The following is a 15,119-nucleotide window of genomic DNA, read 5'->3' on the forward strand; positions in this document are numbered from 1 at the left end:
AGCAAAATCAAACCCCGCCAGGCAGCTGTCTGGCGGGGTTTTTCATGCGTGGGCACCTGCCGCGTGGTCAGATCGCCGACAGCAGCGCCGCCCAGTTCGTCAAAAGTAACAGCGCCAGCGGGACAAGCGCCAGAAGGGTAAAGAGAATGCGGACGAACACCCGTTCGGCCCGCGTGTCCACAACCGGGAAGGTCGCGGTGCGCCCCAGACGCTTGTTGGCCAGACCACGCCAGATCAGGCTGACCCAGTTGGCGACATACGCGACGAGGGCAAGCTGAATTCCAAACCGGCCACCCATCCATTCACGCCCCCATTGCTGCACACCGATCACCCAGATCACCAGCATGATCAGGATTGCGCTGGCCAACAAAGCAAGAGCCGTGGGGCGATGACGACGGGACTGGACAGCCGCCAGCCCCAGTAGGACAAACGGCCCGCCGATGGCCCACAGACCAAATACGATCAGGGCCGGAAGGAACATGTCAGGCCTTGCCCTTGAACACCGCCGCCCAAAGGGGGCCGATCACCCAAGTGGCCAGTGGGATCAGCAGGACCCCCAGCGCCAGGCCAAAGATGCCGTCCATCGCCGCCTTGGTCATCCATTCCACCAGACCCTCCAGGCTGGGAACCGCGTGACCGGCCGCATAGGCCCAGTCATGGATGTGATGACCCAGCCAGCCAAAGCCCAGTTCCTCCATCCCATGAATGATGATGGAGCCGCCAACCCAGAGCATCGCCATGGTGCCGACGATCATCAGAAGCTTCAGGAACCCCGGCATCGCCTTGACGATCCCATGCCCGATGGAGCGTGTTAGTCCCAGCCGCCCGCGCGTGGACATGAACAGCCCCAGGTCATCGGCCTTCACGATCAAGGCGACGCTGCCATAGACCGCGACGGTGATGCCCACGGCCACCGTGGCCAGGGTCGCCGTCTCCATCCAGAAATTGCTGGTGGGAATCGCCGCAAGGGAAATGGTCATGATCTCGGCAGACAAGATGAAATCCGTCTTGATCGCACCGGCCACCTTCGTTTCCTCTAGGTGGGCGGGATCGCCCTCTTCATGCTCGGCGTGGTCCCATAGGTGGTCCGAGGGAAACAGCCAGTGCCAGACTTTCTCGGCCCCCTCGAAACACAGATACGCCCCACCCAGCATCAGTAAGGGCGAGATCAGCCAGGGTGCGAAATTGGATAGCAACAGCGCGACCGGCAACAGGATCAGGATCTTGTTCTTGATCGAGCCCCAGGCGATACGGCCAACGATGGGCAATTCGCGCTTGGCGTCAAAGCCCTGAACGTATTTCGGGGTCACCGCCGCGTCGTCGATCAACGCGCCCGCCGCCTTGGCCCCGGCCTTGGCCGCCTGCCCGGCCACATCATCGATCGATGCCGCCGCCACCTTGGCGATTCCGGCCACGTCATCCAGAAGCGCAATCAAACCACTCATCTCAACATCCCTTGTCGTCGTTTCGCGCGACTCTATCGCACCCATCGGCGTGGACAAGGGGGTGCGGGGATTAACCCTTCCAAAGGGTCTTTCGCAGCCACAGGGGCAAGATGTTGTGCGCTAACGCCGGATGTTTTCGCTAACATGTTGGCATCTAAACTATTTTTTAATTGGCCCTAAAATACCTCGCCGCTATACCCGCCCCAAGCTTTCATAGCGCGCGACGCGAACGGCGCCACAGCCTGAGGGGAATTCACATGACCGTTACCATCGGTATCAACGGCTTTGGCCGGATCGGACGCTGCACGCTGGCGCATATCGCCGCAAGCGGCCGCAATGACGTTCAGGTCGTCAAGGTCAATGCGACCGGCCCGATCGAAACCGCAGCACACCTGCTGAAATATGACAGCGTGCATGGCCGGTTCCCGAACGACGTCAAGATCACCGACAATACGATGGATCTGGGCCGCGGCCCGATGGAGATGTTCTCGACCTATGACCCGAGCGAGCTGGACTGGTCGGGCGTCGACGTGGTGCTGGAATGCACAGGCAAATACAACGACGGCAACAAAGCCCAGGTGCACCTGAAGCAGGGCGCAAAGAAGGTGCTGATCTCGGCCCCGGCCAAGAACGTGGAAAAGACCATCGTCTTCGGCGTGAACCACCGCGAACTGGAAGCCCAGCACAAGATGGTGTCGAACGGGTCGTGTACCACCAACGGCCTGGCTCCGCTGGCCAAGGTGCTGAACGATGCGCTGGGTATCGAAAGCGGCATCATGACCACAATCCATTCCTATACCGGCGACCAGCCGACGCTGGACCGTCGCCACGACGACCTCTACCGCGCGCGCGCCGCCGCGATGGCGCTGATCCCGACCTCGACCGGGGCCGCCAAGGCGCTTGGCGAAGTGCTGCCGGAATTGGCCGGCAAGCTGGATGGCACCGCCCTGCGTGTGCCGACCCCGAACGTGTCCGCCGTGGACCTGACCTTCCAGGCCAGCCGTGATACGAGCGTGGAAGAGGTCAACGCGATCATGCAGGAAGCCGCCGCAGGATCGATGGGCCGCGTTCTGGGCTATGACCCGGAACCCAAGGTGTCGATCGACTTCAACCACACCGAGCAAAGCTCGATCTTCGCGCCCGATCAGACCAAGGTCGTTGGCGGGCGCACCGTGCGGGTGATGAGCTGGTATGACAACGAATGGGGCTTTTCCGTTCGCATGGCCGACGTGGCCGCGATGATGGGCCAGCTGGGCTGAACCGCTCCGCAGAATCTGCGAAAGCCCCGTCCGATCCGGCGGGGCTTTTTCGTTGCCCTGCCCTGCCCGCTCTGCGAGAATTGGGCCATGACGAATAAGATTGCCATCGTGCTGGCCCTGATCATCATCGCCGTCTTTTTGGCCGACCGCGTGCTGTTCGGCGGCGGGCTACCGGTGTTCCTAGGCCGCAAGATCGTCGATCTGTCCGAATACATTGCCTTCTGGCGCTAGGGTCTTGGGGATATCTTGACCTTTCGCTTCAAATGGTGTTGTTAGCGTTAACAGTTTTCGGCGAGTCTCTCGCCCACCACTCCAGACAAGGATCAAGATCATGACGGTCAAGGTTGCCATCAACGGTTTCGGACGCATCGGGCGTCTTGTGCTGCGCGCAGTGCATGAAATGGATCGCAAGGACATCGAGGTTGTCGCGATCAACGACCTCGGATCGGTCGAGATGAACGCCCACCTGCTGCAATTCGACAGTGTGCACGGGCGTTTCATGAACGAGGTGAAATGGTCCGGCAACACGATCGACGCGGGCCGTGGCCCGATCGAGGTGACCGCGATCAAGAACCCCGCCGACCTGCCCTGGGGCGATGTCGATATCGTGCTGGAATGCACCGGCATTTTCAAAGGAAAAAAGGCCAAGGTGCATCTGGAAAACGGCGCCAGCCGCGTGCTGGTTTCGGCCCCCTCAAAAGGCGCGGACAAGACCATCGTCTATGGCGTGAACCATGACACGCTGACGGCGGGTGACCTGCATGTGTCGAACGCGTCATGCACCACGAACTGCCTGGCCCCGGTGGCCAAAGTCCTGCAGGACACGGTTGGCATCAACAAGGGCTTTATGACCACGATCCACGCCTATACCGGTGACCAGCCGACGCTGGACACGATGCATTCCAAGGACTTCTATCGCGCCCGCGCGGCGGCGATGAGCATGATCCCGACCTCGACCGGCGCTGCTGCCGCTGTGGGTCTGGTCCTGCCAGAGTTGATGGGCAAGCTGGACGGCGTCGCGGTGCGGGTGCCGACCCCGAACGTATCATGCGTCGATCTGACCGTGGAGACCGCGCGCAACACCTCCGCCGAGGAGATCAACGCTGCGATCCACGCCGCCGCGGCCTCTGGCCCGCTCAAGGGTGTGCTGGGCGTGACCGACCGTCCGCTGGTCTCGGTCGATTTCAACCACGACCCGCATTCGTCGATCTTTGCAACCGATCAGACCCGGGTGATGGAGGGCAACATGGCCCGCATCCTGACCTGGTATGACAACGAATGGGGCTTCTCGGTCCGGATGTTGGATACGGCTGTGGAAATGGCCAAGTTCCTGTAACCACGCCGTTCCTAAAGACAGAAAGGCCCGCCAAGTGTTGGCGGGCCTTTTCTTTTCAAAACCGGTAAGCCGTTACTTCCCCAGCTTTTCCTTCAACGCTTCGTTGACGCTTGGGGCAACGAATTTCGACACGTCGCCATCCAGCCGTGCGATTTCCTTGACCAGCTTCGAAGCGATCGCCTGATACCGCGCCTCGGCCATCAGGAACACGGTTTCGACCGTGTCATCCATCGCCCGGTTCATGCCAACCATCTGATATTCATATTCAAAATCGGCCACGGCCCGCAGGCCACGCACGATGACCTGGGCGCCGACATCATGGGCGCAGTCGATCAGCAGGTTCTCGAACGGGTGAACAACGATTTCACAGCCGGTTTCGGCAGACAAGATCGCGCACTCGGCCTCAACCATCGAGACGCGTTCCTCAAGCGGGAACAACGGCCCTTTGTCGCGGTTGATGGCGATGCCGATGACAAGGCGATCCACCAGCGCGCACGCCCGTTTGATGATGTCCGTGTGACCCAGGGTGATTGGGTCGAAAGTTCCGGGGTAAAGACCGACACGCATGATTATCCCTCCTGCAACTTCGCGCACGCAACATTATTGCGCGCGCGATTGCAAGTCCTTTTTCCGCAGTGCAGCGTGGCTCAGTAACCCATGATCATGTTCTTGAGCGCGTCCGCCTGGCTTGACAGTTCATCCAGCCGCGCCTTGACCACGTCGCCAATCGATACGACGCCGATCATCTTATCACCGTCCATCACCGGCATGTGGCGAAACCGGCCTTCGGTCATCACCTGAAGCACCTGGATCGCACGATCGCCCGGTTTGCAGGTAACCAGTTCCGAAGTCATCAGATCATCCACCATGTCATCCAGACAGGGCGTGCCACGCCGCCCCAGTTCGCGCACGATGTCGCGCTCAGACAGGATGCCGGCCGGATGCACACCATCCTTTGACACGATCACCGCGCCGATCTTCTTTTCCGACAAGAACGCCGCGGCGTCGGCCACCTTGGTTCCGGGCTGAACCGTCTGCGGGCCGCTGATGTCTTTGTCTTTGAGGATCTGGTGAACGAGCATATGTGCCTCCTTGCTGGCGCGTTTCTTGGGGTCAGCGTTGCTGCACCGCGTCAAAGTGTCAAGCCATGCTTTCCAATCGCGCCACTTCCTGACGGATTCCAACGGCCAATTCCTCGGCCACCCGCGCCAGCCGCTCCACCCGTGCGTCGCCAGCGTGGCGGATCAGGTAGAATGAGCGGGTCAGCGACACCGCCTCCTCCAGCACCTTACGCAGTCCCGGTGCGAAGGGAATCGCGAAATCATGGGCAATGCCGACACCGCCACCATGACGCAGCAGCCACAGCTGCACCGACACCGAGTTCGAGGCCAGCGTCACCCGCTCAGCCCCGGTTTCGGACAGGTAATCCAGTTCCTTGTCGAAGATCATGTCGGGGATATAGCCCACCACCGGATGCGTGTTCAGATCCTCAAGCCGCGTCAGCGGGTGCTGGGCAAGGTAGTCCGCGCTGGCGGCCAGGTGCAGGCGATAATCGGTGATCTTCTGCACCGTCAATCGCCCCGCTTCGGGCGGCGACACGGCGATGGCAAGGTCCGCCTCACGCTTTGACAGGTTGATGACGCGCGGCAGGGCGACGATCTGCAACTCCAGGTCGGGATGCCGGGCTGCGATCGCCGCGCAGACCTGCGGCAGCAGAAAGTTCGCGCAGCCATCGGGCGCGCCGATCCGCACCTGGCCCGACAACTGGCCCGCCTGCCCCGCCAGCGCCTCCGTTCCCGACAGAACCGCCTGTTCGGCCTGTTCCGCATGGGCCATCAGTCGCGCACCTGCATCGGTCAGGGCGTATCCCTGCGGCGATTTGGTGAACAACGGCGCGCCCAGCCCGGCCTCAAGCCGCGCCACGCGCCGTCCGACCGTGGCCGCGTCCCGTTTCAGCACCTTGCCCGCGCCCGACAGGCTTTCCGCCCGCGCCACGGCCAGGAAAATGCGCAGATCGTTCCAGTCGAGGTCCATCTCATACCTGCAATTTTGCAAAACCCTTTTGGCAAACTGCCTCTTTTCCCGGCAGAAATGCAAGCCTATCCTGCACCCAGCTTTATTTGGGAGAGAGACATGCAAGAACTCGGACACTGGATCAACGGCAAGATGGTTGCTGGCACCTCGGGCCGCACCGCTGACGTGATGAACCCCGCCACCGGCGAAGTGCAGGCGAAAGTCGCACTGGCCTCGAAGGCCGAGCTGGACGCTGCTGTCGCCGACGCCGCCAAGGCCCAGGTCGCCTGGGGGCTCACAAACCCGCAGAAACGCGCCCGCGTGATGATGGCTTTTGTCGGCCTGATCAACCGCGACATGGAAAAGCTGGCCGAGGCGCTGAGCCGCGAGCACGGCAAGACCATCCCCGACGCCAAGGGCGACGTTCAGCGTGGCCTTGAGGTCATCGAATACTGCATCGGCGCGCCGCAGCTTCTGAAAGGTGAATTCACCGACAGCGCCGGCCCTGGCATCGACATGTATTCCATGCGCCAGCCTCTGGGTGTGGCCGCTGGCATCACGCCGTTCAACTTCCCGGCCATGATCCCGCTGTGGAAAATGGGCCCGGCCCTGTCCTGCGGTAACGCCTTCATCCTGAAGCCGTCCGAGCGTGACCCCTCGGTGCCGCTGATGCTGGCCGCTCTGTTGAAAGAGGCCGGTCTGCCTGACGGAGTTCTGCAGGTCGTGAACGGCGACAAGGAAAGCGTTGATGCGATCCTGGACAACGACACTGTGCAGGCGGTGGGCTTTGTCGGCTCGACCCCGATTGCGCAATATATCTACAGCCGTGGCTGCGACAACGGCAAGCGCGTGCAGTGCTTCGGTGGTGCCAAGAACCACATGATCATCATGCCCGACGCGGACATGGACCAGGCCGCCGACGCCCTGATTGGCGCCGGGTTTGGCGCGGCTGGCGAACGCTGCATGGCAATCTCGGTGGCCGTGCCGGTGGGCGAAGAGACCGCTGACAAGCTGCGCGACAAGCTGATCCCGCGCATCGAGAAGTTGAAGGTCGCACCTTATACCGCTGGCGACGACGTGGATTACGGCCCCGTTGTGACCGCTGCGGCCAAGCAAAACATCCTGCGCCTGATCGAAACCGGTGTGGCGCAAGGCGCTGATCTGGTCGTCGACAGCCGTGACTTCAAGCTGCAGGGCTATGAGGACGGGTTCTTCGTCGGCCCGCACCTGTTCGATCGGGTTACCACCGACATGGACATCTACAAGCAGGAGATCTTCGGACCGGTCCTGTCGATGGTTCGCGCCGAGACCTACGAAGAGGCCCTGGGCCACGCTATGGACCACGAGTACGGCAACGGCACCGCGATCTTCACCCGTGATGGTGACACCGCGCGTGATTTTGCCAGCCGGATCAACATCGGCATGGTGGGCATCAACGTGCCGATCCCGGTGCCGCTGGCCTATCACACCTTCGGTGGCTGGAAGAAATCGGGCTTTGGTGACCTGAACCAGCACGGCCCGGACGCGTTCAAGTTCTACACGCGCACCAAGACGGTGACGTCGCGCTGGCCCTCGGGCCTGAAAGAAGGCGGCGAGTTCCACTTCAAAGCGATGGACTAACCTCCGCCTCAGAATGCAAAAAGGCCCCGGATCGCTCCGGGGCCTTTTTTGGTTTCAGCGCAGAGCTTACCAGTGAAGCGTGCGCATGTTCTCACCAAACAGGTAACCTTCGACCATCGGCCAGCTGCCCATCTGCACACCTTCGATATAGTCAGCTTCGGTCAGACCGGCCGCGGCCGAACAGGCCTGGCACATCAGCACGACGCCGCCATCTGCCATGAAGGCCTTCAGCATGTCCTGAACCGAGGTGCCCTTTTCCGCCATCAGCCCGTGCACATGGCTGGGCCGTTTGGCATCGGCCAGATAGACGGCGCGCACGTTCATCCAGATCACCACCGGCGAATGGCCGTTTTTCAGCACCTTCTGATGGGCAAACATGATCGCCTTGGTCGCGGCCCAGGTGTCATCGGTGGTCAGGCTGATGAACAACCCGTCCTTGGTCCCTTCCTCGGCCTGGGCTGGGGCGGTCATGGGCAGCGATACGATGATGGCAAGAACAAGGGCCGTGGCCCACGCAACGAATTTCGACATGGTATCTCCTTGCCCGGAAACCTCCGGGCTTCTGTCAACAATGATGCGTCCCAGATGCACCTTAAACCGCCCCTTGCCGGGAACCATGCGACAAAGCGCACCACAGGCGCCCGCACCACGTGCGACTTGTCAGACAGGCGCAAACCTGCTGAAATCAAACCAACAAAGTGGGAGGACGCATCATGGCCCGCAAAGAGCCCCCCTTCACCATCGGCGTGGAAGAGGAATACCTTCTGGTCGACCGCGAAAGCCTGGCCCTGACCGAGGCGCCCGAAGGGTTGATGGAAGATTGCAAGACCGAGCTTGAAGGCCAGGTCAGTCCGGAATTCCTGCAATGCCAGATCGAGATCGGCACAAGGGTCTGCGCCAATGTCGGTGAGGCACGCGAGGATCTGAGGCGGTTGCGATCGACGGTGGCAAAACACGCGGCCAAATACGGGCTGGCCCCGATCGCCGCCAGCTGCCACCCGTTTTCCGAATGGAAAAAGCAGCATCACACCGACAAGGACCGCTATAACGACCTGCGCCGCGACCTGGCCGGCGTGTCCCGCCGGCTGGTGATCTGCGGCATGCATGTGCATGTGGGCATCGACGACCCCGACACGCGGGTCGATATCATCAACCAGTTGACTTACTTTCTGCCGCATCTGCTGGCGCTGTCAGCTTCCTCGCCGTTCTGGCAGGGGGAAGACACCGGACTTGCCTCGTATCGCCTGACCATTTTCGACAACCTGCCGCGCACCGGCCTGCCGCCGCGGTTGAACAGCTGGTCGGAATACGAACGTTCCGTGAATGCGCTGGTCGATATCGGCCTGATCGAAGACAGTTCGAAAATCTGGTGGGACTTGCGTCCGTCCTCACGCTTTCCCACGATCGAGGCGCGGATCTGCGATGTTGCCCCGCGGCTGGAAACGACACTGTCCCTGGCCGCACTGATCCAATCGCTAACCCGGATGCTGTGGCGGCTGCGCGCGAAGAACCAGCGCTGGCGTATCTATGATAACTTTCTGACCTCGGAAAACCGCTGGCGCGCGCAGCGCTATGGCACTTCGGCCGGTTTGATTGACTTTGGCAAGCGTGAAGTCATTGATTTTCCATACCTTCTGGAGGAAATGATCGATCTTGTGCGTGAAGACGCCGAGGCGTTGGGATGCGTCGAAGAGGTGGAAGGCGCGCGCGCAATCATTGTCAGCGGCACCTCAGCGGACCGCCAACGCAGCGTTTTCCGGGATAGCGTTCAAGCCGACAAGCCAGTCGAGGAAGCGTTGCGCGATGTCGTGCGGCATCTGATCGAAGAGTTCCACGCTGACCTTTAGGGGCATGCGGACTTAACCCAAAAGCCCAGCCCGTTTTTTTGTAAGAAACGCGGGGCACTGCGCCGGTTTTCACCTTGCAAAATTCCTGTAAGGATTGGCACGTAAACAGGCCACCAACTCGACACGCGCGCGGAGATATGCCCATGGATTTCGCCCTTTCAGAAGAACAACAAGCCATTTTCGATATGGCCCATGCCTTTGGCCAGGAACACATCGCCCCCAACGCGATGGCCTGGGAACGGGACGGCACGATCCCGAAAGAGCTGTGGACGGAAATCGCCCAGCTGGGCTTTGGTGGCCTCTATGTGTCCGAAGATTTTGGCGGCACCGGGCTGACTCGTCTTGACGCAACCCTGGTGTTCGAAGCCCTCGCCATGTCCTGCCCCGCCGTCGGATCGTTCCTGTCGATCCACAACATGTGCGGCGGCATGATCGATAAGTTCGGCTCGGAAGAGACCAAGCAGAAATGGCTGCCCGATCTATGCACGATGGAAAAGGTGTTTTCCTACTGCCTGACCGAACCCGGCTCTGGCTCGGACGCCGCGGCTTTGCGCACCCGGGCGGAAAAGACCAACGAAGGTTTTTCGCTGACCGGCACCAAGGCGTTCATCTCGGGCGGTGGTTACTCCGACGCCTATGTCACGATGGTGCGCACCGGGGAGGACGGCCCGAAGGGTATCTCGACCGTGGTGGTCGAAGATGGCGCGCCTGGCCTGTCCTTTGGCGGGCTCGAAGAAAAGATGGGGTGGAAAGCCCAGCCCACCGCGCAGGTTCAATTTGACGACTGCAAAGTTCCCGCCGACAACCTGATCGGCGAAGAGGGCAAGGGCTTCACCTATGCCATGGCCGGGCTGGACGGTGGACGTCTGAACATCGCCGCCTCGGCACTTGGGGGCGCGCAGAACGCGCTGGACCTGACCCTGACCTATATGGGCGAACGCAAGGCGTTCGGTCGTTCGATCGACCAGTTCCAGGCGCTGCAGTTTCGACTGGCCGAGATGGAAACGAAGCTGCAATCGGCCCGCACCTTCCTGCGCCAGGCTGCCTGGAAGCTGGACAACAAGGCCCACGACGCGTCGAAATTCTGTGCGATGGCAAAGCTTTACGTTACCGACGCCAGTTTCGACGTTGCCAATGGCTGTCTGCAGCTGCACGGCGGCTATGGCTACCTGGCCGACTACGGCATAGAAAAGATCGTTCGTGATCTGCGCGTGCACCAGATCCTGGAAGGCACCAACGAAATCATGCGTCTGATCGTGTCGCGCCAGATGCTGGCGGATCGCGGCTGATGTCGGATATCCATGTCCGCAAGGAAGGCCGCGCTGGCCGGATCACGCTGACACGCCCCAAGGCGCTGAACGCGGTCACCTATGACATGTGTCTGGCGATCGAGGTGGCGCTGGACGCCTGGCGCGACGATGACGACGTGACGCTGGTAATCCTGGATGCCGAGGGCGACAAAGCCTTTTCCGCAGGTGGCGACATCGCGGACCTCTATGCCACCGGCAAGGCCGGTGATTTCGGCTTCGGTCAGACCTTTTGGCGCGATGAATACCGGATGAACGCCAAGATCCACGAATATGCCAAGCCCATCGTGTCCTTTCTGCAAGGATTCACCATGGGCGGCGGCATGGGCGTGGGGTGCCACGGCTCGCACCGGATCGTCGGCGAAAGCAGCCAGATCGCGATGCCCGAAGTCGGGATCGGCCTTGTGCCGGACGTGGGCGGCTCGATGATCCTGGCGAATGCGCCGGGGCATCTGGGTGCCTATGCGGGCACCACCGGGGCGCGGATGAACGCGGGCGACGCGATCGAAATTGGCTTTGCCGACATGTTCATTTCCCAGGCGAATTGGCCAGAGATGATCGCAAAGCTCGTCGAAACCGGAAATATTAAAATTCTGCGAGCCGAACCGGCGCCGAACGGGGTCATTCACGCGGATAAAGCTGAAATAGATCAACTCTTCGATGTGACCACCCTGCCTGATCTGCTGTCGAACCTACGCAGATCGGACAGTGAGTTTTCGCAAAAGACGCTGAAAACCATCCTGCGCAACTCCCCCTTGTCTGTCGGCTTCACCTTGGAGATGCTGGCCCGCCTGAAGGGGGTCACGGACATTCGCACCGCGCTGGACCTGGAATACAGGTTCACCTTTCGCGCGATGGAGCACGGCGATTTCATCGAAGGCATTCGCGCCGCGATCATCGACAAGGATCGCAGCCCGAACTGGAAACATGACGCCGACAGCTTGCCGCAACAGGCGATTGACACCATGCTGGCGCCGCTGGGCGACAACGCACTGACATTCTGAGGAGAACACGCCATGAAAATCGGATTTATCGGACTGGGCAACATGGGTGGCCCGATGGCCGCGAACCTAGCCAAGGCGGGTCACGAGGTGACCGGGTTTGACATGGCGGATGTCGCGATTGACGGCGTGATGAAGGCGTCCAGCGGGCCCGAGGCAGCCACAGGCGCGGACGTGGTCATCACCATGCTGCCCAACGGTCAGATCCTACGCGCCGTTGCCGCCGAGATCATCCCGGCCATGTCCAAGGGTGCGGCGCTGGTCGATTGCTCGACCGTGGACGTGGAAAGCGCGCGTGCTGTATCCAATGATGCCGCAGCCTCCGGCCTGCTGTTCGTTGATGCCCCCGTGTCGGGCGGTGTGGGCGGCGCGGCCGGTGGCACGCTGACCTTCATGGCGGGCGGTAGCCCGGACGCCTTCGCCAAGGCCGAACCGCTGTTTGACATCATGGGGCAGAAAGCCGTGCATTGCGGTGACGCAGGCGCAGGTCAGTCCGCCAAGATCTGTAACAACATGATCCTGGGCGTGACCATGGCAGCCACCTGCGAAGCCTTTGCCTTGGCTGACAAATTGGGGCTGGACCGGCAAAAGATGTTCGACGTCGTGTCGACGTCGTCGGGCTACAGCTGGACGATGAATGCCTATTGCCCCGCCCCTGGTGTGGGCCCGCAATCGCCTGCCGACAACGACTACCAGCCCGGCTTTGCCGCCGAGCTGATGTTGAAGGACCTGCGCCTGTCGCAGCAGGCCGCCGAAGCGGTGGACGCCGACACCCCGATGGGCGAACGCGCGACCCAGCTTTACACCGATTTCGTCGATAACGAAGATGGGCTGGGCAAGGATTTCTCGGCCATGTTGCCGCGCTTTGAAAAACGCTCTCGCGGCTAAGGCGCAGGGCGGCTAGGCTCGCCTCATGAGCTGGACCCAGGACGCACCGGACATTACCGGGCTGGACGCCCCTGCCCGCGCGCTGCTTGATACGCTCGCGCCGGTTGATGTGCCGTCGGGTGCGGTTCTGTTTTGCCCGGGAGAAACGGTCAAAGGCTATGTCGTCATGCTGTCGGGTCAGGTTGACGTGCAGTTGATCGGCCCCAACGGGCGCGACATTCTGCTCTATCGTGTGGCCCCCGGGCAATCCTGCATCCAGTCGACGCTGGGTCTTCTGGGGGGTGATGCCTACTCGGCCGAGGCAACGGCGGATGGCGCCGCACGCCTTGTGCTGATCCCGCGCGATGTGTTCTTTGCGCTGCTGGACAGTTCGCCAGGGTTTCGCCGCCTGGTCTTTTCCGCCTTTGCCGAACGCATGCAATCGATGATGCAACTTGTTGAAAACGTATCATTTCTTCCGGTCGAGGCGCGGCTGGCCGGGTTGATCCTGGACCGGGCCGAGGGCAGCACCCTGCGGATGACCCAGGCCGACATGGCCACCGCAATCGGCTCGGCGCGCGAGGTCGTGTCGCGGCGGTTGGACAAATGGGCCAAAGCCGGCATCGTGGCGCAGGATCGCGGGCTGGTGCGCCTTTTGAACCCCGCCGCGCTGATCGACCTCAGGGACAAGTCCGCTATGTGACCTCGTCACGTGCCTTTGCGGATTGCGGGGCGTAGACTCACCTCAGACAGAGGAAAGGAGTCTCTCATGTTGAAGAAAAACGAAGGCAACCTGGATCGTATCCTGCGCGTTGTGGTCGGCTTGGCGCTGGTCGCATGGGCCCTGTTCGGCGGTCCGGTCTGGGCTTGGATCGGGATCATCCCGCTGGCAACCGGTGCACTCGGGTCTTGCCCGCTGTATTCGCTGGTCGGGATCAACACGTGCCCGATGAAGAAGTAACCCTTCTTGCGAAACGTTAAAACGCCGGGCTGTGACGGCCCGGCGTTTTTTGTGTGCAGGTTTTCGGATCAATGCGTGATGATCTCTGGTCCCATCAACATCGTCGGCAGCCAGGTCGACAGGAACGGGATGTAGGTCACCATGATCAGGAAGACAAAGAGCACGGCCAGGAACGGCAGCGCGGCCCTCACGACCCGCATCATCGGCATCCCGGCCACGCCAGAGGTGACGAACAGGTTGAGCCCAACCGGTGGGGTGATCATTCCGATTTCCATGTTAACCACCATGATGATGCCAAGGTGGATCGGGTCCACGCCCAGCTCGATCGCGATCGGGAAGACCAGCGGCGCGACAATCACGATAAGGCCCGAAGGTTCCATGAACTGACCACCAATCAGCAGGATGATGTTGACGATGATCAGGAACATGATCTTGCCAAAGCCCGCTGACAGCATCGCCCCCGCGATCTGCTGCGGGATTTGTTCATCGGTCAGGACATGCTTCAGGATCAAGGCATTGGCGATGATGAACATGAGGGTGATGGTCAGGCGCCCGGCTTCAAACAGCGTGTCGCGGGTATCGCGGTGGAAAAACGCGGTAACGATCGCCACCGGTTTTTGGAGCACGCTTTTTTTGCCCTCGCCCCTGTCCGCCAACGGCCCCATGTCACGATAGATGAAGCTGGCCACAAAGAAGGCATAGACGGATGCGACAGCAGCCGCTTCGGTGGGGGTGAACAATGCGCCGGTGATGCCGGGGATGCCATAAATGCCGACCATGATGATCACGATGAGCAGCAGGCCCCAGACCGCGTCTGCGAACGAGGTCCAGACCTCGCCCCAGCCCTGGAAGTCGCCCTTGGGCATGTTCTTGATCGTCGCGATCACATAGATCGCGATCATCAGCATCAGGCCTGCCATAAGGCCGGGAATGACGCCTGCCAGGAACATGCGCCCGACACTGACCTCGACGGCGGATGCATAGACCACCATGACGATCGACGGCGGGATCAGGATACCCAGTGTGCCCGCGTTACAGATGACGCCGGCAGCGAAATCCTTGGTGTATCCGACCTGGCGCATCGCCGCGATGACGATGGTGCCGATGGCGACCACGGTGGCCGGGGAGGACCCCGACAGGGCCGCGAACAGCATGCAGGCAAAGACGCCAGCAATCGCCAGCCCGCCGCGCAAATGCCCCACGCAGGCGATGGAAAAGCGGATGATCCGCTGGGCCACACCGCCGGTCGACATGAAGCTGGACGCCAGGATGAAGAACGGGATCGCCAGCAGCGTGTAGTGCCCGGCTTCAGCCTGATAAAAGCTCTGTGCGACCGAGGCCAGCGAGGTTTCAGAGAAGACCAGAAGGAAGATGATCGAGCTCAGGCCAAGCGAAATCGCGATTGGCACGCCGATCAGCAGAAGGCCCACGACCATGGCAAAGAGAAAGACGACATCCATGGC

At 61.3% G+C, this 15,119-nt stretch carries 17 protein-coding genes; 10 read left to right on the top strand and 7 right to left on the bottom strand.

All coding sequences use genetic code 11. The features are described from left to right. Positions 1-67: 67 nt before the first annotated feature. Positions 68-481 carry a hypothetical protein gene (locus MN188_RS05360; protein ID WP_242106553.1) on the bottom strand — a complete coding sequence of 138 codons (414 nt, stop codon included), beginning with the start codon at positions 479-481 and terminating at the stop codon, positions 68-70. Between the two features lies 1 nt (position 482). Continuing rightward, positions 483-1,445 carry a DUF808 domain-containing protein gene (locus MN188_RS05365; RefSeq protein WP_242106554.1) on the bottom strand — a complete coding sequence of 321 codons (963 nt, stop codon included), beginning with the start codon at positions 1,443-1,445 and terminating at the stop codon, positions 483-485. Between the two features lie 257 nt (positions 1,446-1,702). On the opposite strand from MN188_RS05365, the gene gap (MN188_RS05370) reads away from it, so the two are divergent. The 3 genes from gap (MN188_RS05370) (at position 1,703) to gap (MN188_RS05380) (ending at position 4,040) form a co-directional block, all read left to right on the top strand. After that, positions 1,703-2,704: a type I glyceraldehyde-3-phosphate dehydrogenase gene (gene gap, locus MN188_RS05370; RefSeq protein WP_242106555.1), complete on the top strand. Its 1,002-nt coding sequence runs from the start codon at positions 1,703-1,705 to the stop codon at positions 2,702-2,704. Positions 2,705-2,791: 87 nt separating this feature from the next. Then, positions 2,792-2,935 (top strand): hypothetical protein, encoded by a 144-nt coding sequence (locus MN188_RS05375; protein WP_242106556.1) that lies wholly within the window; start codon positions 2,792-2,794, stop codon positions 2,933-2,935. Between the two features lie 100 nt (positions 2,936-3,035). Then, complete coding sequence (gap, locus tag MN188_RS05380) at positions 3,036-4,040, top strand: type I glyceraldehyde-3-phosphate dehydrogenase (RefSeq protein WP_242106557.1); 1,005 nt, start codon at positions 3,036-3,038, stop codon at positions 4,038-4,040. Positions 4,041-4,112: 72 nt separating this feature from the next. Here the strand turns inward: gap (MN188_RS05380) and coaD are convergent, their stop codons facing one another. The 3 genes from coaD to MN188_RS05395 form a co-directional block, all read right to left on the bottom strand. Then, positions 4,113-4,607: a pantetheine-phosphate adenylyltransferase gene (gene coaD, locus MN188_RS05385; protein ID WP_242106558.1), complete on the bottom strand. Its 495-nt coding sequence runs from the start codon at positions 4,605-4,607 to the stop codon at positions 4,113-4,115. An 80-nt stretch (positions 4,608-4,687) separates the two neighbouring features. Beyond that, entirely contained in the window at positions 4,688-5,122 is a 435-nt protein-coding gene (locus MN188_RS05390) for a CBS domain-containing protein (protein WP_242106559.1), read from the bottom strand. Positions 5,123-5,180: 58 nt separating this feature from the next. Continuing rightward, on the bottom strand, positions 5,181-6,074 hold the full coding sequence (locus MN188_RS05395) for a LysR family transcriptional regulator (RefSeq protein WP_242106560.1): 894 nt from the start codon (positions 6,072-6,074) through the stop codon (positions 5,181-5,183). 99 nt (positions 6,075-6,173) lie between these two features. On the opposite strand from MN188_RS05395, the gene MN188_RS05400 reads away from it, so the two are divergent. Continuing rightward, positions 6,174-7,673, top strand: coding sequence for a CoA-acylating methylmalonate-semialdehyde dehydrogenase (locus MN188_RS05400; protein ID WP_242106561.1), 1,500 nt, complete (start codon positions 6,174-6,176; stop codon positions 7,671-7,673). A gap of 66 nt (positions 7,674-7,739) precedes the next feature. Here MN188_RS05400 and MN188_RS05405 read toward each other — a convergent pair whose 3' ends face one another. After that, complete coding sequence (locus MN188_RS05405) at positions 7,740-8,204, bottom strand: DsrE family protein (protein WP_242106562.1); 465 nt, start codon at positions 8,202-8,204, stop codon at positions 7,740-7,742. Between the two features lie 182 nt (positions 8,205-8,386). On the opposite strand from MN188_RS05405, the gene MN188_RS05410 reads away from it, so the two are divergent. The 6 genes from MN188_RS05410 (at position 8,387) to MN188_RS05435 (ending at position 13,656) form a co-directional block, all read left to right on the top strand. Then, positions 8,387-9,520 (top strand): carboxylate-amine ligase, encoded by a 1,134-nt coding sequence (locus MN188_RS05410; RefSeq protein ID WP_242106563.1) that lies wholly within the window; start codon positions 8,387-8,389, stop codon positions 9,518-9,520. Positions 9,521-9,663: 143 nt separating this feature from the next. Beyond that, positions 9,664-10,809: an acyl-CoA dehydrogenase family protein gene (locus tag MN188_RS05415; protein WP_242106564.1), complete on the top strand. Its 1,146-nt coding sequence runs from the start codon at positions 9,664-9,666 to the stop codon at positions 10,807-10,809. Then, a complete protein-coding gene (locus MN188_RS05420; protein ID WP_242106565.1) occupies positions 10,809-11,831 on the top strand; it encodes an enoyl-CoA hydratase/isomerase family protein in 1,023 nt (340 codons plus the stop codon). Before MN188_RS05415 ends, MN188_RS05420 begins: the two co-directional genes overlap by 1 nt. A gap of 12 nt (positions 11,832-11,843) precedes the next feature. Further along, positions 11,844-12,716, top strand: coding sequence for a 3-hydroxyisobutyrate dehydrogenase (gene mmsB, locus MN188_RS05425; protein WP_242106566.1), 873 nt, complete (start codon positions 11,844-11,846; stop codon positions 12,714-12,716). 25 nt (positions 12,717-12,741) lie between these two features. Then, positions 12,742-13,398 carry a Crp/Fnr family transcriptional regulator gene (locus tag MN188_RS05430; protein WP_242106567.1) on the top strand — a complete coding sequence of 219 codons (657 nt, stop codon included), beginning with the start codon at positions 12,742-12,744 and terminating at the stop codon, positions 13,396-13,398. Positions 13,399-13,464: 66 nt separating this feature from the next. After that, a complete protein-coding gene (locus tag MN188_RS05435; RefSeq protein ID WP_242106568.1) occupies positions 13,465-13,656 on the top strand; it encodes a YgaP family membrane protein in 192 nt (63 codons plus the stop codon). A gap of 68 nt (positions 13,657-13,724) precedes the next feature. On the opposite strand, the gene MN188_RS05440 is transcribed toward MN188_RS05435, so the two are convergent. Continuing rightward, the gene (locus MN188_RS05440) at positions 13,725-15,116 is read right to left on the bottom strand and encodes a TRAP transporter large permease (protein WP_242106569.1); all 1,392 of its coding nucleotides are present in this window, start codon (positions 15,114-15,116) and stop codon (positions 13,725-13,727) included. Positions 15,117-15,119: the final 3 nt, after the last annotated feature.

The organism is Aliiroseovarius subalbicans (assembly GCF_022678625.1).
GTDB classification, from domain to species: Bacteria; Pseudomonadota; Alphaproteobacteria; order Rhodobacterales; family Rhodobacteraceae; genus Aliiroseovarius_A; species Aliiroseovarius_A subalbicans.